The sequence below is a fragment of the Streptomyces sp. NBC_00443 genome, assembly GCF_036014175.1.
Taxonomy (GTDB): domain Bacteria; phylum Actinomycetota; class Actinomycetes; order Streptomycetales; family Streptomycetaceae; genus Streptomyces.
Genome location: NZ_CP107917.1, coordinates 1,785,808 through 1,808,421, shown reverse-complemented (window position 1 = coordinate 1,808,421; position 22,614 = coordinate 1,785,808). Strand labels below are relative to the sequence as shown.

The following is a 22,614-nucleotide window of genomic DNA, read 5'->3' as shown; positions in this document are numbered from 1 at the left end:
AGGCACTCCATATACCTGCACGTCAGAAGGGCTGGGATGGTTCCACCGTCGCGGATCGGGTGTCGGCGCTTGCGGTCGCCCGCTGTGACGACTGATGCTCTTGGTGTCGCACCGACCAGGGCGGGACGGACCATCCGCCGTCGGTGCCGGCTCACTTCCGATCGTTCACGCTGTCATGTCTTTCACGGGGGGACACCCATGTCCAAGCGCACTCGCACCGGCACGCTCGCCGCACTCGTCGTCGCGGGCCTCGCGGCGGGCGCCGCACTCGCCGCCGCACCCGCCGGCGCCGCGACGAAGGCGCCCGCGCCGAAGTTCCTGTCGGCGACCGAACTCCCGCCGCACCCCTCCTCCGGCTGGACCGCCGCCCCGGTCGCCGACGGGGTGCCGGAGGAGATGCAGTACTGCTTCGGCGAAGCGCTGCTCGCCTACGACTCCCGCTACCGCACCTTCCGCACCGAACTCGACACCGGTGCCGAGCAGCTCAACGTCGTCGTCGGTGACAACGCCAAGGCGAAGGCACTCGCCACCCGCCTCGACAAGGAGATCAAGCGCTGCGTCACGCGCATGGACGCCGACCCGGAGATCGAGGCCGACTACAAGAGCTACGGCAGCCTGCCGGTCGAGGAGGGCGCCCGCGTCCACGGCTTCGCGACGCGTGCCTCGTGGGGTGCCATGGACATCCACCTCGTCTCGGTCGGCCGGGACGGCGGCACCGTCACCGTCGTGCAGTGGGGGCAGATGGGCGACTTCACGGACGCGCCGGTGAAGGCCTTCAAGAAGACGACCACCACCGCGGTCAACAAGCTCTACTGACCGGCGCACCACAGGACCACCTCACCAGCGGGGCCGCCCTCCCGGACGGGGGTCGGGCGGGCGGCCCCGCCACCACACGGCACCACCGGGGCAGGTGCAGTAGCGAATTCCGGCCAGATTCCCGGACTTCGTGCATCGGCTCGGTCGGTGCCTCGACGTCGAGGCGCGCCCGCCGGACCTCCGGGTCGCGTACGGCCTGATCCGCAGAGCGGGATCGTCGAACTGTCCGATCCGCAGCGGTCCGCAGGCCCTCGGGGACATCGGCACGATGCCGTGCAGGACTGCCCTGGTCGGCCGCCTCCGCGGGGGCGGATCGGACCGCCTTGTCTCCCCTCGCCGGAATCGCACCCGCAGCCCGCCGGCCGTGGCCTTGGCCGGTGGCCGACTCGATCCGGTCGTCGTCCGCGGTGGCCTCCGGGCGGCCGGTGGGTGGCGTTCCGGGTTTCATCCACCGGCACGGCCTGCCGTGACCGTGGCCGAACACCTGGTCGTTGACGATTCGACATGACTGCCGCCGGTCCGACTGGGAAAGGTTCCCGTGAACGTGTTCGAGCAGGAGGGGAACCGACATCGGCACGCGGGCGGGGGTCATGAAAAGGCAGGCACGAGGAGGCGGTCCCATCACCATCGGGGCCTCCTCGGCACGGACAGTGGAGGACAAGGCCGCGAGCGCCGGGGAACACGCGCAGTCGCCTCAGCTCAGGCGCAGACTCGGACGGGCGGACCTGCGGGCCGTACCGGAGGCACGCAGGGCCCTGCGCGAGCTGTTACGGCACTGGGGGAGGCCCGGAAGATCGGACATAGCCGAACTGCTCACCAGCGAGCTCGTCACCAACGCGATCGTCCACACCGACCATGACGCCGTCCTGACGGCGATCGTCGGACCGCACGGACTCAGGGTGGAGGTGAGGGACTTCGTGGCCCGCCGGCCCAGACTGCGCGTACCGAACGCCGACAGCTGTACGAACGGCAGAGGCCTGGTGCTGGTCCAGTCCCTCGCGGACGACTGGGGCGTGCGGACGCACGGGGTGGGGAAGGCGGTGTGGTTCGAACTCGACGCGGATGCCGCGTGACGCGCGCTGACCGGGTCGCATGCCATACGACGACGGGAAGGGGCGCGACCCGAGTCCCGGGTCGCGCCCTTCCCGTCGATGCCGTGCTGTCAAAGGCCGTCGATGCCGTTGACGAGCGGAGTGCTCAGCCGAACTGCTGCTCGAGGTCCTTGAGCTTGCGCTCCAAGGAGTCGAGGCGTGGCAGGGCCATTGTGTCGTCCTCCGAAGTGAGGTCGACGGTCACCGGGTCAGAACCGGTGCGGACGGGCTGAAGTGACGGACGTGAGCGCACGGGCAGTTGCTCCGGCGCCGATATGGCAGGCTCCGCGGAGACTTGGGCCGACGCACGCTCCAGAGCCTGCGTCTCGACCTGTCGGCCGCCACGGCCGACGAAGCCGCGGTGGCCCCGGCTGATGGCCTTCAGCTGGGCCCGCTCCATGCGCTCCTGCTCGCGCCGGCGCAGCCGGGCCGCCTCCTTCTGCCGCTTGTCCTCGCGGACCTCGTCGACCGCCTCGTCGAGGCTGCGCACGCCCTCAAGGAGCATCAGCGACCAGGCCCTGTAGGTCTCGCGGGGCGCCCGCAGCCAGCGGACGATCCGGATCTGCGGGAGGGGCCTCGGGACCAGGCCCTGCTCGCGCAGGGCGGCCCGGCGGGTCTGCTTGAGCGCCCGGTCGAAGAGCACCGCCGCGGAGAGGGACATGCCGGCGAAGAAGTGCGGGGCGCCGTCGTGGCCGAGGCCCCTGGGTGCGTGCACCCAGTTGAACCAGGCGGCGGCGGCCGCGAACGTCCACACGAGTATCCGGGAGCCGAGGGCGGCGTCACCGTGGCTGGCCTCGCGCACCGCGAGCACGGAGCAGAACATCGCGGCGCCGTCGAGGCCGAACGGCACCAGGTACTGCCAGCCGTTGTGCAGGTTGAGGTTCTGCTCGCCGAAGCCGACCAGTCCGTGGAAGGAGAGCGCGGCGGCCACGGCCGCACAGCAGAACAGCAGCACATACGAGGCGGTGCCGTATATGGCTTCCTTGCGCCTGCGGCGCTCCTCGCTGCGCTCCCACGAGTCGTCCGCGCTCGTGTCCTTCCCCGGGGTCTTCCCGCGCCGAAGCACCGCTATCGCCGCCAGCAGGCCCAGGAGCAGGACGGCGCCCGGAAGCAGCCAGTTCAGCGATATGTCGGTCAATCTCATCTGGGGGTCCCTTGCATTGGGATAGGGCGTAACGCCCGCCATAGTGGCCCAATCCCACTGGCCCTCAGGGGGTTTCGGGGCAAGAGGCCGCCAAGGAAGTGCAAGGGGATGCCCGGGGCGGCGTTCTGCTCGAACTGCCGCTTGAGGGGCGGGAGTTGAGTTCGAATAACACTACCCGTGCGGGTGGTTCCACGGAAAGTTCCTGCGCGAAGTGAGGAATTTGTGAAACGCCTGTAACCGTAACGGGTGTCCTGCTCTCGGATGATCTTACGGCATCAAGGCTGACGCGCGTGTCTGAGGGGGCGTCAACTGGCGGCGGCCAGAAGCTTGGTGACCCGGTCCGCGTCGCAGGTGCGCGGGCACGTGGCGCAGGTGTCCTCGGGCCGCAGTGTGTAGAACATGCAGCAGCTCGCCCGGTCCCGGGTGGGCAGCGACTCGCCGTTCGGGCCGGTCAGTTCGCGGAAGGCGGCCGAGCCGACGTACGGCGTCGTCGCGCCCGGCAGCAGCAGCTCCAGTTCGCGGCGTGCCCGGTCCTGCTCGCCGTCGCCGAACAGATGGGCGACGTACCACAGGCTCTCGACGACCTCGTCGGTCGCCATGCCCCACAGCGCGCGTCCGCGGCGCCGCATGCGGGGGCCGAAGCCGGTGAGTACGGGTTCGAGGTGCTCCGCTATCGCCGCCCGCACCTCTGCGCGCAGCGCCTCCTCGTCGGGTACGACCCTCGCGCCGGGCAGGGTGGCGGCCGGATCGCCGGGGAGGCAGGCGAAGGTGGCGGGGCGGGCGGCGAGGGCGCCTATTGGGAGGCCCGGGGCCGTGCGGTCGTACGAGATATGCGTCACGGGGAAGCGGGGGACGCGGCGGAGCAGGAACCAGGGGACGGTGATCAGCAGGCAGACCGGCCAGGCGTAGCGGTGCAGGCCGAAACTGGCGACGACGTCTTCGCGTGCGGACTGTCCGTAGTCGCGCTGCACCTGTGCGTCGTCCCAGGCCAGATATGCGTCCAGGCCGGTGCCGCCCTCCGCCAGCGCGGCCGCGGTGACCCAGGCGCCGTGTCGGGGGAGCTGGGCGTCGGTGGCCGGCTGGGTGATGGCGAGCCCCGGGAAGACCTCGGCGAGACGGGTGTAGGCGTCCGTGAGGGCTGAGGGGGGCACAGGCATTCCGGACCGCCGATTCGCGAGGTGGTGAAGGTAAGCCTTACCTTACCCAAGATCGCTGCGGTTTGAACTGTCGCGTTCTGCGCCTAAGGTGCTTGACGGGTGAGTAACAAGCCGCCGTAATGACCCCAAGTACCGATACGTCCGGAGGAGGAGAACCCGTGAAGCAGGGCGCGCAGGGCTCCGCGATGACGGGGAATCCGCCGGTGCCGCAGGGCGTGGAGGCCCGGGCGGGTGCGGATGGTGCTGGTACGGGTGTGGCGCGGGTGCCGTCGCAGGGGCGGGCCCCGGGTGTGGACGAGGGTGTCGCCCCGGGTGTGGACGCGCGGCGGGGTGTCCCGGCGCCGACGGCTCGCGGCGAGCACACCCACAGCGAAACGCCGATTCCGCCGCCGCGGGCGGTTGTCCAGCGGGCCTCGGTGCGGGGGCAGATCCTCGACGCCCTGCGCACCGCTCTCGTCACCGGTGAGCTGAAGCCCGGGGTGGTCTACTCGGCCCCGGCGCTCGGCGAACGCTTCGGCGTCTCCGCGACGCCGGTCCGTGAGGCCATGCAGCAACTCGCGCTGGAGGGGGCCGTCGAGGTCGTCCCGAACCGGGGGTTCCGGGTGGTCGAGCGTGGGGCCCGGGAGTTGGCGGAGCTGGTCGAGGTGCGGGCGCTGATCGAGGTCCCGGTGATGCTCCGGCTCACTCGGACCGTCGCCGCCGAACGGTGGGCGGAACTGCGGCCGTTGGCAGAGGCGACGGTCCGCGCGGCGGCCACCGGGTGCCGGGCCACCTACGCGGAGACGGACCGTACGTTCCATCGCGCTGTGCTGTCCCTGTGCGGCAACGAACAACTCGTCCAGATCGCCGACGACCTCCACCGCCGGGCCCAGTGGCCCCTGGTGAGCCCTGCCCGCCCGTCCGGCCGCGGCCGCGCCGACCTCCTCGCCGACGCGGCGGAACACACAGCTCTGCTGGATGCGTTGATCGCCGGGGATGTGGATGTGGTGCGGGCGTTGGTCGGGGAGCACTTCGCCGGGGCGAGCTGAGGGTTGCCTCCGGCGGTTGGGCGGGGGGTGCCTGCGGCGGCCTGTGGCTGCTTCGGTGGGGGTTCGCGTGGCGCCAACGGTGCGGTGGGTGGGTCGGGGCCGTGCCGGGGGGTGTCCGTCCTCGGACCGGCGGTCCCCTTAGGCCAAGAGGTGCCGCGTGTTGACGCCGGCCACTGCGGGCGGACACCCCCGGCACGTCCCCTTGCCGCCCTGGGCGACTGCGGCGCCCCGGGGGTGCGCCCACCATCACGGTCACTCTGCCGGTCACTTTCCAGTGCCGGTCCAGGCAATCTCAGCCCGTCTGGGAGCGCCCCCTCTGGGGAGTTTGAGGACGAGGCCGTTCAGGCCGATGGGGGGTCCAGGGGCGGAGCCCCCTGGCGGGGGTGGTCACGCCGTGGCGGCGTCCGGGGCCGGGGGTGTGGGGGACAGGTGGCCGGCCAGCCACGTGGGCACGCCGCCCAGGAGGCGGAAGAGGCGTCGCGCCTCCTCGCGCAGCCGCGTCGCTTCCGGCTCGGCTTCCGTGTCGGCCAAGGAGGCCAGCGCGGGGGCCGTACCCACCAGGTAGCCCAGCTCCTCGCGGATCCGGAGGGACTCGGCGAAGCCGTGCCGCGCCTCCGCCAACTCCCCCTCGCGCAGGGCGAGTCCGGCCAGGTGGCGCCAGGTGAAGGAGAGGAGGAGCGGATCGGCATGGGCCGTCGCACCCGCATGCGCCCGGCGGTACGCCGCCCGGGCCGCCTGCGGTGAGCGGGCGAGGTTCTCCGCCAGCAGACCGCGGCGGAAGTCCAGCAACGCCCTCCCCGCCACCCCAGGCGGGATCAGCGCCGCCGCCCGACCCAACGCGGCCCGCGCCTCGTCGGCCCGGTCGCGCACCGAGTGCAGCGTCGCCGCGTAGGCAAGTTGCCCGCGTTCACAAGCGGCAGCGCCCCGCTCGTCGTCACTGTGAGCGAGCGCCTCGGCCGTACGGAGTGCGTCCTCGGCCTCCCCCCAGCCCTGCTCGGTGTAGAGACAGCGCTCCACCAGCAACGCAGCCCGCTGGAGTGCGGCCTGCGCGGTCACCGGCTGTAGCAGCGCCGCCGCGTCCGCCCAGCAGGCGCGTGAGCGCAGCCGCCATACCGCGGTCTGGAGTGGATCGTCATCGGCGGTCGTTCCGTTACCAGACATGGCGGTATACGCCACCTCGCCCTCCCCGAGCACACCATTGAGCTGTTGAGTGGTGGCGGCATCTCAGCACGAATCCGCGCGCCCGGCCAAGAGGGTGGGTGAAGGATTTCACAAAGTCGTGGGACAGTCGCGGCACTTGGTGCCATCCGGCGGAGGGCCGGGATGAGCTCAACTCATCCGCAATGCCAAGAAGAAATCAAGTTTGTCCTCCAGGCGGGAGAGGTCCCGGCTCGTCAACTGCTCGATCCTGCCCACTCGGTAGCGCAGTGTGTTGACGTGCAGGTGGAGACGGGTCGCGCACCGGGTCCAGGAGCCGTCACAGTCGAGGAAGGCCTCAAGGGTGGGAATCAGCTCCGCGCGGTGGCGGCGGTCGTAGTCGCGCAGGGGGTCGAGGAGGCGGGCCGTGAAGGCCCGGCGCACGTCGTCCGGGACGAAGGGGAGGAGGAGGACGTGCGAGGCAAGTTCCTGGTGGCCTGCCGCGCAGACCCGCCCGGGGCGCGCCGCCGCCACCCTGCGGGCGTGGCGGGCCTCCTCCAGGGCGCCGCGCAGGCCCTCCGCCGAGTGCACCGCAGCGCTGACGCCGAGGGTGACCCGGCCGTCGTCGTCCAGGCCGGCGGAGAGCGGGTCGCGGACCGAGTCCAGGAGCGCGTCCGCGTGGATGCCCGCCTCCGAGCCGTCGTGCTCCGCGGAGACCGCCGGGAGGGGGACCAGGGCGATGGCCTCGTCGCCCGTGTGGGCCACGGCGATGCGGTCGGACGGCTCGGGGCCGGTCGCGAGCGGGTCGACGAGGATCTCCTCCAGGAGGGACTGTGCGGTCGGGCCGGCCTCGATGTCGCTGCCCTCCCATTCGACCCGGGCCACCACGACCTGCCAGTGCGGGGCCGCCCCCAGGCCCGGCAGCAGCACCGGTGCCGCGACCCGCAGGCGCGCGGCGATCTCGGCGGGCGCCGCACCCGTCTGGACCAGTTCGAGGACCTCCTGCGCGAGGCGGCGGCGGACCGTGCGTGCCGCGTCCCTGCGGTCCCGTTCCACCGCGATCAGCTGGGTGACGCCCTGGAGCAGGTCCAGCCGCTCCTCGGGCCAGTCGCTCGCGTCCGCCTCCACGGCCAGCAGCCAGTCCGACAGGACCGTCTCGCGCACGTCCCGTGCCGCCTGCGCCGCGGAGCGGCCGCTGCTGCGGATCGGGAAGAGGGAGTACAGCGTGGTGCCGAGGGTCATCCGGTGCGGGCCGCGGCGGCCCGTGCGGGCGGCCGAAAGATGCTCCGCCGCCAGCTTCGCGCACACGTCGGCGGGCAGCGCCGGACCCCCGGCCTTCGAGCCCGCGATGAGCCGTCCCGCCGGCGACAGCACCCAGGCCTGCAGGTCCAGGTCGGAACCGAGGAGGTCGAGGACCACGTCCGGGCCGCCGCCCGCGGGGCCCGAGGTCATCATCCGGCGGTGCCGGTCGACCACGGCCGCGAGATCCCCGGCCCGCTCGCCGCTGACCTGCCGTACGACATGCTCGGTGACCGTCGCGAACGCCACCGACTCGTGCACCGCGAAGAGCGGCAGGCGGTGCCGGGCGCAGGCCAGCACCAAATCGTCGGGGATGTCGCCGAGCTCGGCCTCACCGGCCCCCAGCGCCGCCACACCGGCCTGGGCCAGGATGCGGACGAAAGGCTCGGAGTCCGAGGCGTTGCGGCGCCACGCCAGTCCCGTGAGCACCAGCTCGCCGCCGGAGAGATAGCGGCTGGGATCCCTGAGGTCGGTGGTCATCACGCCGCGCACGGTGCGGTCCAGCTCGTCCTCGCCGCCGAGCAGCTTGAGGCCCAGCGCGTCGGTGTCCAGCAGTGCGCGCAGCCGCATTCTCGTCGCCGCCGTTCTTTGTCTCGAAATCTACGATGGATCTTGATGGTCTGTGGGTGGGGCCCGGTCGACGGGCCGCTGAGCGGCGCCGGGGGCGGAGCTCGTCGTCTTTCGGACGGTGTCCCAGGTCACAAGCCTGTGCCCGGTGTTTCCAGAGAAAAACGCGGAGGTTACTGGTGACCCCCGTTCATACGAATCTACAAGATGCCTGCCCTGGCCAGCCAACTCCTTCATGGTTTCCGTGACTGACCCAGGCCGAGCACAGCGCTGTGTACTGACGTCAATGCGCGTTAACAGCACATGAACGAGCCGGGCCCACCGCACCTGATCTGGCTCAAACCGTACGACCCACGAGACGTAGAAGAGAGCCGGTCATGGACTTCCTTCGCCCCGCCAGCTGGGAGGAGGCGCTCGCCGCGAAGGCCGAGCACCCCACCGCTGTGCCGATTGCGGGTGGCACCGATGTGATGGTCGAGATCAACTTCGACCACCGCCGGCCCGAGTACCTCCTCGACCTGAACCGCATCGGCGACCTCACCGAGTGGGAGGTCGGCGAGGACAGCGTGCGGCTCGGCGCCTCCGTCCCGTACACCAGGATCATGGAGGATCTGCGCGCCGAGCTGCCCGGCCTCGCCCTCGCCTCGCACACGGTCGCCTCCCCGCAGATCCGCAACCGCGGCGGCGTCGGCGGCAACCTCGGTACCGCCTCCCCGGCCGGCGACGCCCACCCCGCCCTCCTCGCGGCAGGCGCCGAGGTCGAGGTCGAGTCCGCCGAGCGCGGCACCCGCCTCATCCCGATCGACGAGTTCTACACGGGCGTCAAGCGCAACGCGCTGGCCGCCGATGAGCTGATTCGGGCCGTGCACATCAAGAAGGCCGACGGGCCTCAGCAGTACTCCAAGGTGGGCACGCGCAACGCCATGGTCATCGCCGTGTGCGCCTTCGGGCTCGCGCTGCACCCCGAGACGCGGACCGTGCGTACCGGGATCGGCTCGGCCGCCCCGACACCCGTACGGGCCAAGGCCGCCGAGGAATTCCTGAACGCGGCGCTCGAAGAGGGCGGCTTCTGGGAGAACGGCAAGATCATCACCCCGTCGGTCGCCAAGCAGTTCGCGGAGCTGTGCTCCGGCGCCTGCAACCCGATCGACGACGTCCGGGGCACAGCGAGCTACCGCCGCCACGCGGTCGGAGTCATGGCCCGTCGCACGCTGACCTGGACCTGGGAGTCGTACCGCGGCACCGCCGCCCGCACGGAGGGAGTCGCCTGATGCGTGTCAACTTCACTGTCAATGGACGTCCGCAGGAAGCCGACGACGTGTGGGAGGGCGAGTCCCTGCTGTACGTGCTGCGGGAGCGGCTCGGCCTGCCGGGTTCGAAGAACGCCTGTGAGCAGGGCGAGTGCGGATCCTGCACCGTCAGGCTGGACGGTGTGCCGGTGTGTTCGTGTCTGGTCGCCGCCGGTCAGGTCGAGGGCCGTGAGGTCGTCACCGTCGAAGGGCTCGCCGACTTCGCCAAGCAGCGTGCCGAGCACGGTGGTTGCGCGACCGGTGCCTGCGGTACTTCGCTCCAGGACGCCCAGCAGTGGGCCGCCAAGGGGCAGGACTCGCAGACCGGCGAGGGCACCGAGCTCTCCCCGATCCAGCAGGCGTTCATCGACGCCGGCGCCGTCCAGTGCGGCTTCTGCACGCCGGGTCTGCTGGTCGCCGCCGACGAGATGCTGGAGAACAACCCGAATCCCAGCGACGCGGACATCCGCGAGGCGCTGTCGGGCAACCTGTGCCGGTGCACGGGCTACGAGAAGATCATGGACGCGGTCCGCCTCGCGGCCGCCCGGCAGGGAGAGGCGGTCTGAGCACATGCCCACCAACGGCGCTCCCACCAAGATCACCCAGGGTTCGCAGACCAAGGGCGGCATCGGTGAGTCGACGCTGCGCCCGGACGGCACCCTCAAGGTCACCGGCGAGTTCGCGTACTCGTCCGACATGTGGCACGAGGACATGCTCTGGGGGCAGATCCTCCGCTCTACCGTCGCGCACGCCGAGATCGTGTCCATCGACACCAGCGAGGCGCTGGCCATGGCAGGCGTCTACGCCGTCATGACCTACGACGACCTGCCGACCGAGGTGAAGAACTACGGCCTGGAGATCCAGGACACCCCGGTCCTCGCGCACGGCAAGGTACGCCACCACGGTGAGCCGGTCGCGATCGTCGCCGCCGACCACCCGGAGACGGCCCGCCGCGCCGCCGCCAAGATCAAGGTCGACTACCGCGAGCTGCCCGTCATCACCGACGAGGCCTCCGCGACCGCCCCGGACGCGATCCTCATCCACGAGGGCCGCGACGACCACCACATCGGTCACGTCCCGCACCCGAACATCGTGCACCGCCAGCCGATCTTCCGCGGTGACGCGGCACAGGCCGCCGAGCAGGCGGACGTCGTCGTCAAGGGCGAGTACACCTTCGGCATGCAGGACCAGGCCTTCCTCGGCCCGGAGTCCGGCCTCGCCGTGCCGGACGAGGACGGCGGCGTCCACCTGTACATCGCCACCCAGTGGCTGCACAGCGACCTGAAGCAGATCGCCCCGGTCCTCGGCCTGCCCGAGCGCAAGGTCCGGATGACGCTGTCCGGCGTCGGCGGCGCCTTCGGTGGCCGCGAGGACCTGTCGATGCAGATCCACGCCTGCCTGCTGGCGATGCGCACCGGCAAGCCGGTCAAGATCGTCTACAACCGGTTCGAGTCCTTCTTCGGGCACGTCCACCGCCACCCCGCCAAGCTCCACTACGAGCACGGCGCCACGAAGGACGGCAAGCTCACGCACGTCAAGTGCCGGATCGTGCTGGACGGCGGCGCGTACGCCTCCGCCTCCCCGGCGGTCGTCGGCAACGCCGCCTCGCTGGCGATCGGCCCGTACGTGGTGGAGGACGTCGACATCGAGGCCATCGCCCTCTACAGCAACAACCCGCCCTGCGGCGCCATGCGCGGCTTCGGCGCGGTCCAGGCGTGCTTCGCGTACGAGGCGCAGATGGACAAGGTGGCCAAGCAGCTGGGCATGGACCCGATCAAGTTCCGGCAGCTCAACGCCATGGAGCAGGGAACCATCATGCCGACCGGGCAGCCGGTCGACTCCCCGGCTCCGGTCGCCGAACTCCTGCGCCGCGTCAAGGCGATGCCCATGCCGCCGGAGCGCCAGTGGGAATCCAGCGAGGGCGCGGACGTACGGCAGCTGCCGGGCGGCCTGTCCAACACCACGCACGGTGAAGGCGTCGTGCGGGGTGTCGGCTACGCGGTCGGCATCAAGAACGTCGGCTTCTCCGAGGGCTTCGACGACTACTCCACCGCCAAGGTGCGCATGGAGGTGATCGGCGGCGAGCCGGTGGCCACCGTGCACACCGCGATGGCGGAGGTCGGCCAGGGCGGTGTCACCGTCCATGCGCAGATCGCCCGCACCGAGCTGGGCGTCACTCAGGTGACGATCCACCCGGCGGACACGCAGGTGGGTTCGGCGGGTTCGACTTCGGCTTCCCGGCAGACGTACGTCACCGGCGGCGCCGTCAAGAACTCCTGCGAGCTCGTGCGCGAGAAGGTCCTGGAGATCGGGCGCCGCAAGTTCGGCTCCTACCACCCCGCCTGGGCCACCGCCGAGCTGGTCCTCGAGGGCGGCAAGGTCGTCACCGACGGCGGCGAGGTCCTCGGTGACCTGGTGGACGTCCTGGAGGGCGAGGCCGTCGAGGTCGAGGCCGAGTGGCGGCACCGTCCGACCGAGGCGTTCGACCTGCGCACCGGCCAGGGCAACGGCCACGTCCAGTACTCCTTCGCCGCACACCGCGCCGTCGTCGAGGTGGACACAGAGCTCGGCCTGGTCAAGGTCATCGAGCTGGCCTGTGCCCAGGACGTCGGCAAGGCGCTCAACCCGCTGTCCGTCATCGGCCAGATCCAGGGCGGTACGACCCAGGGTCTCGGCGTGGCGGTCATGGAGGAGATCATCGTCGACCCCAAGACGGCGAAGGTCAGGAACCCCTCCTTCACGGACTACCTCATCCCCACGATCCTCGACACGCCGACCATCCCGGTCGACGTGCTCGAACTCGCCGACGACCACGCCCCGTACGGGCTGCGGGGCATCGGCGAGGCCCCCACCCTGTCGTCGACCCCGGCCGTCCTCGCGGCGATCCGGAACGCGACGGGGCTGGAGCTGAACCGCACGCCGGTACGGCCGGAACACCTCACCGGTACGGCGTAGGGACAGCGAGGAATCCGCGAGGAATCCAGCAAGGCTCTCCGGGCGGCGCCGGGAACGTCACACTTCGCTGCGCCGTCCGGAGGAACCAAGTGCCGCACCGCTCGCGGAACTTGACACACCAGCAGTACCAGCACCACCGCAGTACCAGCAGCACAGCTGCATCCTGTTCGTTCGTCTCGGGCCGTCCCCCGGGTCGTGCGGCCGAAGCACCTTCCCAAATCCCGCAGCCACATGCGTGGTTGGTCGACCGTCAGGGCGGTCGACGCGGGTGCCCCTTTGAACCTTGGGAGTAGGCCCACATGACCCAGCAGTCACTGGAGCCGGCGACCACAGCCGAAGACGCGGGAGAAGGCACCCGCGTCCCGGCCGGACGGTCCTGGCTCGACCGGTACTTCCACATATCCCACCGGAAATCCACGGTCGCGCGCGAGGTGCGCGGCGGCGTCACGACCTTCATGGCGATGGCGTACATCCTCCTGCTCAACCCGCTGATCCTGTCCGGAAAGGACGCGGCAGGGGACACGCTCGCCCAGAAGGCGCTGATCACGGCGACCGCGTTCGCGGCGGCCTTCACCACGCTGCTGATGGGCTTCTTCGGCAAGGTGCCGCTGGCCCTCGCCGCCGGCCTCTCCGTCTCCGGTGTGCTCGCCTCGCAGGTCGCCCCGCAGATGACCTGGCCGCAGGCCATGGGCATGTGTGTGATGTACGGCGTGGTCATCATGCTGCTGGTCGTCACCGGCCTGCGCGAGATGATCATGAACGCGATTCCACTCGCGCTGAAGCACGCGATCACCATGGGCATCGGCCTGTTCATCGCCCTGATCGGCTTCTACAAGGCCGGCTTCGTGCACCAGGGCGAGGCGACCCCGGTCACCCTCGGCCCCGCCGGTGAACTGGCCGGCTGGCCCGTGCTGCTCTTCGCGGTCACACTGCTCGCGATCTTCATGCTCCAGGCGCGCGGCGTCCCCGGCGCCATCCTGATCGGCATCGTCGGCGGCACCGTGCTCGCCGTCGTCCTCAACGCCTTCGACGTCATCGACCCCAAGCAGTGGGCCAGCGGCGCTCCCGAACTGCACGGCAGCGCGGTGTCCATGCCGGACTTCTCGATCTTCGGCAACGTCGAGTTCGGCGGCTGGGGCGAGGTCGGCGCGATGACCGTCGGCATGATCGTGTTCACGCTCGTGCTCGCCGGGTTCTTCGACGCGATGGCGACGATCATCGGCGTCGGCACCGAGGCCAAGCTCGCCGACGACAAGGGCCGGATGCCGGGCCTGTCCAAGGCGCTGTTCATCGACGGCGCCGGCGGCGCGATCGGCGGCGTCTCGGGGGCGTCGGGCCAGACCGTGTTCGTCGAGTCGGCGACCGGTGTGGGCGAGGGTGCCCGCACCGGTCTCTCTTCGGTCGTCACCGGCCTGTTCTTCGCGGCCTGCCTGTTCTTCACCCCGCTCACCGCGATCGTGCCGGGCGAGGTGGCGGCGGCGGCCCTGGTGGTCATCGGCGCCATGATGATGATGAACGCACGGCACGTGGACTGGTCCGACCGGGCCACCGCGATCCCGGTGTTCCTCACCGTCGTGATCATGCCGTTCACGTACTCGATCACGGCCGGTGTCGCGGCCGGTGTCATCTCGTACGTCGCCATCAAGATCGCTCAGGGCAAGGCGCGGGAGATCGGGGCGTTCATGTGGGCCCTGACAGGCATCTTCATCGTCTATTTCGCCCTCAATCCCATTGAGAGCTGGATGGGCGTGCACTAGCCGGAGAGCCGGTCAGTGTGAACCGCCCTCCGCACAACCGCTGTCAAGGAGACCGAGAGATGTTGGACATCGCCGAGGAGTTGCACCGGTGGGTCGAGCAGGGACGTGACTTCGCCGTCGCCACCGTGGTGGCGGTCGGCGGCAGCGCGCCCCGCCAGCCCGGCGCCGCGCTCGCGGTGGACGCCGACGGCACGGCGATCGGCTCGGTGTCCGGCGGTTGTGTGGAGGGCGCGGTTTACGAGCTGTGCCAACAGGCGCTCGAGGACGGCGAAACCGTCCTGGAGCGCTTCGGCTACAGCGACGAGGACGCCTTCGCGGTCGGCCTGACCTGTGGAGGCATCATCGACATCCTGGTCACGCCGGTACGCGCCGGGGACCCGGCCCGCCCCGTGCTCGCGTCCGTGCTGCGGGCGGCCACGAGCGGGGAGGCGGCGGCGGTCGCACGGATCGTGTCGGGGCCGGACGAGCTCAGGGGCCGCGCGCTTGTCGTCGCCCCCGACGGCTCGTACGACGGCGGCTTCGGCGCCCACCCCGAACTGGACCGTACGGTCGCGGCGGAGGCGGGCGCGTTCCTCGACGCGGGCCGCACCGGCACCCTGGAGATCGGCGAACAGGGCTCGCGCTGCGGCGCCCCGCTCACGGTGCTGGTCGAGTCCTCGGTCCCGGCGCCCCGGATGATCGTCTTCGGCGCCATCGACTTCGCGTCGGCGCTCGTGCGCATCGGCAAGTTCCTGAACTACCACGTGACCGTGTGCGACGCCCGCCAGGTCTTCGCGACGAAGGCCCGCTTCCCGGAGGCCGACGAGATCGTCACCGAGTGGCCGCACAAGTACCTGGAGCGGACGTCCGTCGACGCCCGGACGGTCCTGTGCGTCCTCACCCACGACGCCAAGTTCGACGTACCCCTGCTCCAGCTCGCCCTGCGCCTGCCGGTGGCGTACGTCGGCGCGATGGGCTCCCGCCGCACCCACCTGGACCGCAACGAGCGGCTCCGGGAGGTCGGCGTGAGCGAACTGGAGCTGGCGCGGCTCAGGTCCCCCATCGGGCTGGACCTCGGCGCCCGTACGCCGGAGGAGACGGCCCTGTCGATCGCGTCGGAGATCGTCGCCAACCGGCGGGGCGGCAGCGGCGTCTCCCTCACCGGCGCCCACACCCCGATCCACCACGACGCGACATCGTCACCGGCGGGGCGGATCGGGTCGGTGGCGTGAGGGCCGGCGCAGTACTCGGCCGCCCGCGGACCGCGTGGTCTACCGAACGGGGCGCCTGCCGCTTCGCCGGAGCTTCATCCCGACGTAAAGGATGTCGGCGATCGCCACGAGCACCCCGATGACCAGCAGGTAGAGCAGACCTTCGGCGAGCACTCCGATGAAGCCGAGCACCACTGCCACAAGAAGCAGGAACAAGAACAGAGCCATGGCCGCCTCCTGGGTGGTCGTTGTCGGTCAGCGGCGCGCCAGCCGGCGCTCGCCCTCCGCGCCCGGCTGGTACGCCAGCTCGTAGTGCGCGAAGACCGCTCCTTCGTCGCCGGCCGGCAGGACCCCGTCGACGTCGATGGACGGCGCATACTTGACCTGGTGCTTTGCGTAGGCGACCTTCAGGTATCCAGGGCCGACCGTCGCTCCGGCGAGGGGAACGAACACCAGGCGGTGCCGAGTCGGCATGCCGACCGTGACGGTCGCGAAAGACGGCGCGTCGGTAGCGGTGTCCACATAGATCGACTCCAGTCTGCCGATCTTGCGTGCGCTGTCGTCGACCACATCGTGGCCGCGCCACTCCCGGATGTCACCGGCCTCGAACATCGCGATCCTCCGCTCGTCGTCCCTTCCGGCCGCGTACCCCCTTTCGCCTTGTCTGCACGACGCGTGAGGGGGGCGGCCGGGGGCATACGCGAGAAACGGCACCATCGGTCGATTCCCCTTCGTCAAGGAGGCACACCGTGCTGGGCATCATCGCGGCGGTCCTGTTCTTCATCGCTTTTCTCATCAACGCGGCGGACATATCCACCAACGACGTCTTCACGTCGACCAACGTCATGCTGCTCGGGCTCACCTGCCTCGCCCTGCATGTGGCAGGGATCGGCAGCGGCTGGGCGGCGCGGGGCCGCCGCCGCTGAGCGGAGCTGCTCCAGCCGATTTACATCGATGTGCAAGACGCTCTACGCCGGCCGGCCCGAGCGCTCCTGGTCGCCCTGACCGGCGCGCTCGGCCTGGCACTTGCCATGCCCACCGCCGCCACCGCTTCCCCGCCGCCCGCCTCGCGTGCCGCGACGGACATCTCCCCCCTGGCGACGGGCACTCCGTCAAGGGACGGAACCGGCCTGTACCCGCGCGCCGTCCGGCTGGCCAACAGCGGTTCGGCCAACGGTCGCGTCCTCGCCAGTGTCGTGACCTTCGACGGCAACAACGGCATCGGCGCCATCCACGAGAGCACGGACTCCGGGGCGACCTTCCGCCAGGTCGGCGCGTTGCCGGCCGGCACGCTGCTCTGGGCCGCATCCGCGGGCCAGGACGAGCCGAACCGCCGTATGGCATTGCGGATCTGGCGCAGCAACGACATCGGGCGCACCTGGTCCTATCTGTCGTCCTGCGCCGTCGCCGAGGGAACGGGCGGCCTGTGGGAACCCGAGTTCTCCGTGGCAGCCGACGGCGCACTGGTCTGCCACTACGCGGACGAGACCGACGCGGCGCACAGCCAGAAGCTCGTCGCCGCCTACTTCATGAGCTACGAGATCTGAAACCCGGGCGGTCAGTACCAGTGCGTCGTGCACTACCGGACGCCGCCGACGGCTGGAACTGGGGAGAACCGGCCCACCTCGGCATCCGCCCCGAGACAGCCGACGGCAGGTACTTCCGCGTCGCGCCGAGGATCGCCTGGGCACCTGCACCGGGCGGCGGTTCCAACGGCCGCATCCTGCTGATCGGACAGCACCTGCTCAACCGGGACGGCACCCCCGCCGCCGGCAGCGGGCGCACGATCCTCACCAACACGCAGAACGACTACTGCCAGGACTACAGTTCCCCGCTGCTTCCCTCGGCCGACGGCAGCCGGGTGCTGCAGATCGCGACCGACTTCGAAGGCACGGTCTGTCGAGCGTATTTCGCGAGCGGCAACGTCACCTGACGGTGCGGGCACCGCAGTTGCCGAAGTGGCGCCTCCCCGCCGTGCCGCGGAGAGGCCCCACTGTCACTCCCACGATCAGACCTGATGGTCGTCCTGCTGCTCGATGGCGGCCGGGCGCAGCTGTGCGGCACGGATGCGGTCGACGTCCAGCTTGAGAGTGCGGTCGAAGCGGTAGATGCCGTTCTGCTCCTGGAAGACGTCGGTCAACTGGGTGTAGCAGTAGCCGAACATGTGACGGTCGCCCAGCAGAACCCCGGTCAGGCCGCTGAAGCGGGCGTGGAACTCCTCCTCGTCGCGGACGCGTTCGCCGTAGCCCCAGGATTCGCTGCGGTCCTCGCCGGACTGGGCGGCGGCTGCCTCGGGGTCCCACCAGATGCCGCCGAACTCACTGACGAAGTACGGCTGGCCGCCGTAGGGAAGGGAGTAAGGTGCTCCGCTCTCATGGGAGTTGACGAAGGGGTCGTCCTTGGCGAGCCCTGACATCAGCTGCCGGAAGGCCTCCGGGTCCTGCTCGTAGTGGTGCGAGTCGTAGATGTCGGTCTCGGCGACGCGGTGCGCGTAGCCGGAGGCGTCGATCACCGGGCGGGTGGTGTCCATCGCCTTCGTGGCGAGGAACATCGCGCGGGTGACGTCGTCGAGCTGGGTGATGCGGTCGTGGAGTTTCTGGTACGTCTCGTTGAGCGGGCACCAGCCGATGATCGAGGGGTGTGAGTAGTCGCGTTCGAGGGTCTCCAGCCACTGGGCGACGTACGAGGCGTCGGGCCGCTGGTTGTCGCCCGAGGAGCCGCCGACCTCGCAGCCCCAGTCGCCGAACTCGCCCCAGACCAGGTAGCCGAGGCGGTCGGCGTGGTGGAGGAAGCGCTCCTCGAACACCTTCTGGTGCAGCCGGGCCCCGTTGAACCCGGCCGCCATGGCCAGCTCGATGTCCCGGACCAGTGCCTCGTCGCTCGGCGCGGTCATCAGTCCGTCGGCGTACCAGCCCTGGTCGAGGACGAGGCGCTGGAAGACCGGACGGCCGTTGAGCAGGACGGCCTTGCCGCTGAGTCCGACGGAGCGCAGTCCGGCGTAGCCCTCGGCGCTGTCGACCACCTCGCCCGTGGTGTCGAGGAGTTCGAGGCGTAGGTCGTACAGGTGCGGGTCTTCCGGGCTCCACTCGCGGCGCCGGTCGTCGGGCACAGGCAGGTGCAGGCGCGGGGCCAGGTCCAGGTCGGCGCGGGCCTCGGCCCGGCTCACCTCGCCGTGGGCGTCGCTGAGGACGGCGCGTACCCGGTGGCCGGGGCGGTTGCCGGACAGCGGGAGTTCGAGGTGGAAGGCGGAGCCGGCGAGGTCGGGGGTGATGCGGGGGCGCCGCAGGTGCAGGTCGGGGACGGGCTCCAGCCAGACGGTCTGCCAGATGCCGGTCACGCGGGTGTAGTTGCAGTCATGGTTGGCGTACTGGATGGCCTGCTTGCCGCGGGCCTGCGGGCCGGACTTGGGGTCGCGGGCGCGGACGGTGACGACCACCTCCTCACCGCTGCCCGCGATGTCGCCGAGGTCGGCGGTGAACGGGGTGAAGCCTCCACGATGCCGGGCGACCTCACGGCCGTCGGCCCACACGGTGGTGTCGTGGTCGACGGCGCCGAAGTGCAGCAGCACGCGGCGTCCGGCCCATTCGGCGGGCAGGGTGAGGGCACGCCGGTACCAGACGGCCTCCAGGAAGTCGGTGTCGCCGATGCCGGAGAGCTCGGACTCGGGCGGGAAGGGCACGAGGATCTCGTCGCGCAGCTCGCGGCCGAGCAGGCCGCGTTCGAGCCCGCTGTCCCCTCGGTCGGTCTCGAACTGCCAGGCGCCGTTCAGGTTGAGCCAGTCGCGTCGCACGAACTGCGGTCGCGGATACTCCGGGCGCGGTACGGAGTGAGTGGGCACACATGCTCCAGTCGATCGGCGGCCGGCAGGATGCCACCGGCCCGTGGGTACGGCGAGGGGCTGAGGTCAGGAACCGCCGAGGCCGGTGGTGGCGACGGAGTCGACGATGCGGCGCTGGAAGAAGAGGAACACCACGATCAGTGGCAGCGCGGCCAGCAGCGCGGACGCCATGGACTGGGCGTACTGGATACCGAAGGCGTCCTTGACGGTGGCCAGGCCGACCGGGAGGGTCATCAGGTCCGGGTCGTTGGTGACGATGAACGGCCACATGAAGTTGTTCCACGCCCCGATGAAGACGAAGATCGCGACGGCGGCGACGATCGGCCGCGACAGCGGCAGCACGATCGACAGGAACACCCGGAACTCCGAGGCCCCGTCCATCCGGGCCGCGTCCTCCAGCTCCCGGGGGATGGCGTCGAAGAAGCGCTTGAGGATGAAGACCATCATGGGCGCGACGACCTGCGGCAGGATGACGGCCGCGTAGGTGTCCACCAGGTTGAAGAGCAGCATCTGCTCGAAGAGCGGTACGACGAGCAGCTGGGGCGGGACCAGGATGGCGGCGACGGTGACGGCGAGCAGGGCCCGGCGGCCGCGGAAGGTGCCGCGTGAGAAGCCGTACGCGGCGAGCGTGGAGACGACGACCGTGATCAGCGTGACCAGGCCGGCGATCAGGAAGCTGTTGAAGGCCCAGACGGTGACGTTCCCGCGTTCCAGGATCTGCTGATACGCCTCGGTCGTGAAAGCGCCCTTGATCGGGGACAGGCCGGGCGAGGCCGCGTCCTGCTCGCTCTGCACCGAGGTGGCGACCGCCCAGACGAACGGCAGCAGCCAGACAGCGGCCAGGACGGCGAGCGCAGTGCCGGCCAGGGCACGAGGCAGCCGGCCGTGGCCGAGCAGCAGGGAGGATTCGGCAGCTGCCAAGGGGGGACGGCGCCGCGGGCGAAGGGGTGTTGCGGTGGCGGACACGGTCAGTCCTCCTGGCGGAAGAGACGCAGTTGCACGAGCGAGACGACGATGACGAGGGCGAAGAACAGGTAGGAGACGGCGGAGGCGTAACCGAGCCGGTAGCCGGTGAAGCCGACGTCGTAGACGTACTCCAGGACGGGCCGGGTCGAGGCGTTGGGGCCGCCCTTGGTGAGGATGTAGATCTGGTCGAACACCTTGAGCGAGGCCAGTACTTGGAGCATCGCGACGAGCACGGTGGTCCTGCGCAGTTGCGGCAGGGTGATGGACCACAGGCGCCGCCAGGCTCCGGCGCCGTCCAGCGCGGCGGCCTCGTAGTACGTCGAGGGCAGGGACTGGAGCGCGGCGAGGTAGAGCAGGAAGTTGAAGCCGACCGTCCACCAGACGGTGAGGGCGGCGATCGACCACATCGCGACGGCTTCGTCGGAGAGCCAGCCGACGGGCTCCATGCCGAGGGTGCCGAGGAACTGGTTCGCCAGGCCGAGCTCCGGCTGGTAGAGCCAGGTCCAGATGAGCGTCACCACGGTCACGGGCAGCAGGTAGGGAGCGAAGAAGGCCAGTCGCCACACCCATTGCCCGGCCAGGCCGCTGTGCACCAGCAGGGCCATGGCCAGCGCGATCAGCACCAGCGGAACACTGGAGATGGCGGTGAAGACGGCCGTGTTGCCGAGGCTGCTCCAGACGTCCGGATCGCCGAACGCCTCGGCATAGTTGTCGAAGCCGACGAACGCCGTGTCGCGCAGCGCGAGCGAGCTGTCGGTGAAGCTCATCCAGAGCCCGTGCACGATGGGCCACACCAGGAACAGGACGAAGACGAGCAGGAACGGTACGACGAAGACGAGGCCGGGGCCCTGGGTGATACTGCGGCCGCTCAGGCCGAAGCGGCGGCGGTCGCCGGGGCGGTCGGCGGCCGGGCCGGCCGCGGCGTCGGTGCCGGGGGGTGCGGTGGTGGTCACGTGGGTCACTCCTTCTGCTCGTCAGGCCACCGGGTTGGGCTGCCGGAGCAGCGCGTCCGCCTCGCGGACCATCTGACGCACCGCCTTCTCGGCGGAGGTGTTGCCCAGCAGCGCCGACTGGAGCGGCTGGCACATCCGGTTCTGGAAGTTCGAAGCGGCCCCGGCGAACCAGTTCGGCGGATCGAGCACCGCCACCTCTCCCGCGTCCGCGTAGGAGGACTGCGGGTCGAGGGCGGCGTACTCCGGTTCCGCGATCACGGGCTGGTAGGCGGGGATGTGACCGGCGCTCGCCCAGGTGAGGCTCTGCTTGACCATCTCCGCGACATACCGGTGTGCCTGGTGGCGCCGCGCCGGGTCGGGATTGTCCTGGTGCGGGAGGACGAAGCTGTGGCTGTCCGTGTAGACCGCCGGCTTGTCGAAGACCTGGGGGAAGGGGGCGGCGCCGAGCGGGATGCCCGACTTCTTCAGAGTGGGCAGTTCCCACTCGCCGAGCATGACCATGCCGCCGCGACCGCCGATGAAGCCGGCCATCGCGCCGTTGTAGTCCAGGTTGTTGGGGTTGGTACGGCCGTCGAAGAGCCGCTGCATGAAGTCGACGACGCGTACGGCGGCGTCGACGTCGATCTTCGGGGGCCCGCCGTCCGGCAGGGTGAAGGCGGCACCGGTCTGGGCGTACAGGGCAGCGAACTGCCGCCAGGTCTGGGCGGTGTCGGTGACGTGGCCGAACAGGATGCCCTTCTGCCCGGTCGCTTCGGCGAGTGCCTTGCCGGCGTCGAGCAGGGCGTCCGGGGAGCCCAGCGGGGCCAGTTCACCCGAGGAGTCGAGGAGCCCCGCCTTGCCGGCGGCCTCCTCGTCGTAGAACACGATGAAGGGATGGACGTCGAGCGGGATGGCGTAGACGGTCCCATCGTGCTGCGTCCGCGACCAGACCGCCGGTGCGAAGTCCTTCTGGCTGACGCCGAATTCGGCGAGCAGGTCCAGGTCGAAGGGGTCGAGCAGGCCGCCGGGCGCATAGCCGGCCAGCCTGGAGAGGTGCATGATCGCCACGTCGGAGGCCCGGCCGCCGGCGGCCGACATGGCCAGCTTGGTGTAGTACGACGGTCCCCAGTCGAGGATCGTCCGCTCCACCTCGAAGCCCTGCGGTCCTTCGGAGACCGCCTTGATCATGTCGTCCATCAGCATGCCGTCGCCGCCCTGGAACAGGTCCCAGACGCGCAGGGCGGAGGCGTCGGCGGCGGCCGGTGAGGCGCAGCCGGACAGCGGGCCGGCGGCGAGCAGCGCGCCCGCGGCGGCCGTGCCGTGACGCAGCAGCCGACGACGGGTGGGGCCAGGTGCCGCACCGGGTGCGGGTGTTGGTGGTGAGGCGGAGAAGCGGGTGAACATCGCGGACCTTCCGACGGCCGGACACGCATGCCGGACCGACGATG

General features: G+C 70.5%; 21 protein-coding genes. 11 read left to right on the top strand and 10 right to left on the bottom strand.

Features of this window, described 5'->3' with window-relative positions; all coding sequences use genetic code 11:
* Positions 1–198 precede the first annotated feature (198 nt).
* Both OHO27_RS08170 and OHO27_RS08165 read left to right on the top strand, forming a co-directional pair.
* Complete coding sequence (locus OHO27_RS08170) at positions 199–816, top strand: hypothetical protein (RefSeq protein WP_328421755.1); 618 nt, start codon at positions 199–201, stop codon at positions 814–816.
* Positions 817–1,406: 590 nt separating this feature from the next.
* Positions 1,407–1,889 (top strand): ATP-binding protein, encoded by a 483-nt coding sequence (locus OHO27_RS08165; protein WP_328421753.1) that lies wholly within the window; start codon positions 1,407–1,409, stop codon positions 1,887–1,889.
* A gap of 124 nt (positions 1,890–2,013) precedes the next feature.
* On the opposite strand, the gene OHO27_RS08160 is transcribed toward OHO27_RS08165, so the two are convergent.
* Together OHO27_RS08160 and OHO27_RS08155 are read right to left on the bottom strand one after the other, a co-directional pair.
* On the bottom strand, positions 2,014–3,051 hold the full coding sequence (locus OHO27_RS08160; RefSeq protein WP_328421751.1) for a DUF2637 domain-containing protein: 1,038 nt from the start codon (positions 3,049–3,051) through the stop codon (positions 2,014–2,016).
* A gap of 305 nt (positions 3,052–3,356) precedes the next feature.
* Entirely contained in the window at positions 3,357–4,208 is an 852-nt protein-coding gene (locus OHO27_RS08155) for a (2Fe-2S)-binding protein (protein ID WP_328421749.1), read from the bottom strand.
* 158 nt (positions 4,209–4,366) lie between these two features.
* Here OHO27_RS08155 and OHO27_RS08150 point away from each other — a divergent pair, with 158 nt between their 5' ends.
* Positions 4,367–5,236: a GntR family transcriptional regulator gene (locus tag OHO27_RS08150; RefSeq protein WP_328421747.1), complete on the top strand. Its 870-nt coding sequence runs from the start codon at positions 4,367–4,369 to the stop codon at positions 5,234–5,236.
* Positions 5,237–5,623: 387 nt separating this feature from the next.
* On the opposite strand, the gene OHO27_RS08145 is transcribed toward OHO27_RS08150, so the two are convergent.
* Both OHO27_RS08145 and OHO27_RS08140 read right to left on the bottom strand, forming a co-directional pair.
* A complete protein-coding gene (locus OHO27_RS08145) occupies positions 5,624–6,397 on the bottom strand; it encodes a hypothetical protein (RefSeq protein ID WP_328421745.1) in 774 nt (257 codons plus the stop codon).
* 168 nt (positions 6,398–6,565) lie between these two features.
* Positions 6,566–8,242, bottom strand: coding sequence for a PucR family transcriptional regulator (locus tag OHO27_RS08140; RefSeq protein WP_328421743.1), 1,677 nt, complete (start codon positions 8,240–8,242; stop codon positions 6,566–6,568).
* A gap of 374 nt (positions 8,243–8,616) precedes the next feature.
* Between OHO27_RS08140 and OHO27_RS08135 the strand changes: the two genes are divergently transcribed.
* The 5 genes from OHO27_RS08135 to OHO27_RS08115 all read left to right on the top strand — a co-directional run bounded on the left by OHO27_RS08135 (position 8,617) and on the right by OHO27_RS08115 (position 15,451).
* Positions 8,617–9,510 carry an FAD binding domain-containing protein gene (locus OHO27_RS08135; protein WP_328421741.1) on the top strand — a complete coding sequence of 298 codons (894 nt, stop codon included), beginning with the start codon at positions 8,617–8,619 and terminating at the stop codon, positions 9,508–9,510.
* Positions 9,510–10,094 carry a (2Fe-2S)-binding protein gene (locus OHO27_RS08130; protein WP_328421739.1) on the top strand — a complete coding sequence of 195 codons (585 nt, stop codon included), beginning with the start codon at positions 9,510–9,512 and terminating at the stop codon, positions 10,092–10,094. Before OHO27_RS08135 ends, OHO27_RS08130 begins: the two co-directional genes overlap by 1 nt.
* Before the next feature lie 4 nt (positions 10,095–10,098).
* Positions 10,099–12,483 carry a xanthine dehydrogenase family protein molybdopterin-binding subunit gene (locus OHO27_RS08125; RefSeq protein WP_328421737.1) on the top strand — a complete coding sequence of 795 codons (2,385 nt, stop codon included), beginning with the start codon at positions 10,099–10,101 and terminating at the stop codon, positions 12,481–12,483.
* Positions 12,484–12,782: 299 nt separating this feature from the next.
* A complete protein-coding gene (locus tag OHO27_RS08120; RefSeq protein WP_328421735.1) occupies positions 12,783–14,240 on the top strand; it encodes an NCS2 family permease in 1,458 nt (485 codons plus the stop codon).
* 59 nt (positions 14,241–14,299) lie between these two features.
* A complete protein-coding gene (locus OHO27_RS08115; protein ID WP_328421733.1) occupies positions 14,300–15,451 on the top strand; it encodes an XdhC family protein in 1,152 nt (383 codons plus the stop codon).
* 39 nt (positions 15,452–15,490) lie between these two features.
* Here the strand turns inward: OHO27_RS08115 and OHO27_RS08110 are convergent, their stop codons facing one another.
* Positions 15,491–15,658 carry a hypothetical protein gene (locus tag OHO27_RS08110; RefSeq protein WP_328421731.1) on the bottom strand — a complete coding sequence of 56 codons (168 nt, stop codon included), beginning with the start codon at positions 15,656–15,658 and terminating at the stop codon, positions 15,491–15,493.
* Positions 15,659–15,685: 27 nt separating this feature from the next.
* The gene (locus OHO27_RS08105; RefSeq protein ID WP_328421729.1) at positions 15,686–16,042 is read right to left on the bottom strand and encodes a PRC-barrel domain-containing protein; all 357 of its coding nucleotides are present in this window, start codon (positions 16,040–16,042) and stop codon (positions 15,686–15,688) included.
* Positions 16,043–16,179: 137 nt separating this feature from the next.
* Between OHO27_RS08105 and OHO27_RS08100 the strand changes: the two genes are divergently transcribed.
* Genes OHO27_RS08100 through OHO27_RS08090 form a run of 3 tightly spaced genes read left to right on the top strand, consistent with a single transcriptional unit; the run spans position 16,180 to position 17,363 of the window.
* On the top strand, positions 16,180–16,356 hold the full coding sequence (locus OHO27_RS08100; protein WP_328421727.1) for a hypothetical protein: 177 nt from the start codon (positions 16,180–16,182) through the stop codon (positions 16,354–16,356).
* 30 nt (positions 16,357–16,386) lie between these two features.
* Positions 16,387–16,977 carry a sialidase family protein gene (locus OHO27_RS08095; RefSeq protein ID WP_328421724.1) on the top strand — a complete coding sequence of 197 codons (591 nt, stop codon included), beginning with the start codon at positions 16,387–16,389 and terminating at the stop codon, positions 16,975–16,977.
* A 20-nt stretch (positions 16,978–16,997) separates the two neighbouring features.
* Positions 16,998–17,363, top strand: a complete 366-nt coding sequence (locus OHO27_RS08090; protein ID WP_328421722.1) for a hypothetical protein — start codon at positions 16,998–17,000, stop codon at positions 17,361–17,363.
* Positions 17,364–17,438: 75 nt separating this feature from the next.
* Here the strand turns inward: OHO27_RS08090 and OHO27_RS08085 are convergent, their stop codons facing one another.
* The 4 genes from OHO27_RS08085 to OHO27_RS08070 form a co-directional block, all read right to left on the bottom strand.
* On the bottom strand, positions 17,439–19,268 hold the full coding sequence (locus OHO27_RS08085; protein WP_328421720.1) for a glycoside hydrolase family 2 protein: 1,830 nt from the start codon (positions 19,266–19,268) through the stop codon (positions 17,439–17,441).
* Between the two features lie 66 nt (positions 19,269–19,334).
* Positions 19,335–20,234 (bottom strand): carbohydrate ABC transporter permease, encoded by a 900-nt coding sequence (locus tag OHO27_RS08080; protein ID WP_328421718.1) that lies wholly within the window; start codon positions 20,232–20,234, stop codon positions 19,335–19,337.
* Positions 20,235–20,236: 2 nt separating this feature from the next.
* On the bottom strand, positions 20,237–21,187 hold the full coding sequence (locus tag OHO27_RS08075) for a carbohydrate ABC transporter permease (protein WP_443059523.1): 951 nt from the start codon (positions 21,185–21,187) through the stop codon (positions 20,237–20,239).
* 21 nt (positions 21,188–21,208) lie between these two features.
* Positions 21,209–22,570: an extracellular solute-binding protein gene (locus OHO27_RS08070; RefSeq protein WP_328421716.1), complete on the bottom strand. Its 1,362-nt coding sequence runs from the start codon at positions 22,568–22,570 to the stop codon at positions 21,209–21,211.
* Positions 22,571–22,614: the final 44 nt, after the last annotated feature.

What these genes read in the sequence shown, in the direction of transcription:
- OHO27_RS08170 (WP_328421755.1), top strand. Translation starts at nt 199, where the DNA reads ATGTCCAAGCGCACTCGCACCGGCACGCTCGCCGCACTCGTCGTCGCG.
- OHO27_RS08165 (WP_328421753.1), top strand. Translation starts at nt 1,407, where the DNA reads ATGAAAAGGCAGGCACGAGGAGGCGGTCCCATCACCATCGGGGCCTCC.
- OHO27_RS08160 (WP_328421751.1), bottom strand. Translation starts at nt 3,051, where the DNA reads ATGAGATTGACCGACATATCGCTGAACTGGCTGCTTCCGGGCGCCGTC.
- OHO27_RS08155 (WP_328421749.1), bottom strand. Translation starts at nt 4,208, where the DNA reads ATGCCTGTGCCCCCCTCAGCCCTCACGGACGCCTACACCCGTCTCGCC.
- OHO27_RS08145 (WP_328421745.1), bottom strand. Translation starts at nt 6,397, where the DNA reads ATGTCTGGTAACGGAACGACCGCCGATGACGATCCACTCCAGACCGCG.
- OHO27_RS08140 (WP_328421743.1), bottom strand. Translation starts at nt 8,242, where the DNA reads ATGCGGCTGCGCGCACTGCTGGACACCGACGCGCTGGGCCTCAAGCTG.
- OHO27_RS08135 (WP_328421741.1), top strand. Translation starts at nt 8,617, where the DNA reads ATGGACTTCCTTCGCCCCGCCAGCTGGGAGGAGGCGCTCGCCGCGAAG.
- OHO27_RS08130 (WP_328421739.1), top strand. Translation starts at nt 9,510, where the DNA reads ATGCGTGTCAACTTCACTGTCAATGGACGTCCGCAGGAAGCCGACGAC.
- OHO27_RS08125 (WP_328421737.1), top strand. Translation starts at nt 10,099, where the DNA reads ATGCCCACCAACGGCGCTCCCACCAAGATCACCCAGGGTTCGCAGACC.
- OHO27_RS08120 (WP_328421735.1), top strand. Translation starts at nt 12,783, where the DNA reads ATGACCCAGCAGTCACTGGAGCCGGCGACCACAGCCGAAGACGCGGGA.
- OHO27_RS08115 (WP_328421733.1), top strand. Translation starts at nt 14,300, where the DNA reads ATGTTGGACATCGCCGAGGAGTTGCACCGGTGGGTCGAGCAGGGACGT.
- OHO27_RS08110 (WP_328421731.1), bottom strand. Translation starts at nt 15,658, where the DNA reads ATGGCTCTGTTCTTGTTCCTGCTTCTTGTGGCAGTGGTGCTCGGCTTC.
- OHO27_RS08105 (WP_328421729.1), bottom strand. Translation starts at nt 16,042, where the DNA reads ATGTTCGAGGCCGGTGACATCCGGGAGTGGCGCGGCCACGATGTGGTC.
- OHO27_RS08070 (WP_328421716.1), bottom strand. Translation starts at nt 22,570, where the DNA reads ATGTTCACCCGCTTCTCCGCCTCACCACCAACACCCGCACCCGGTGCG.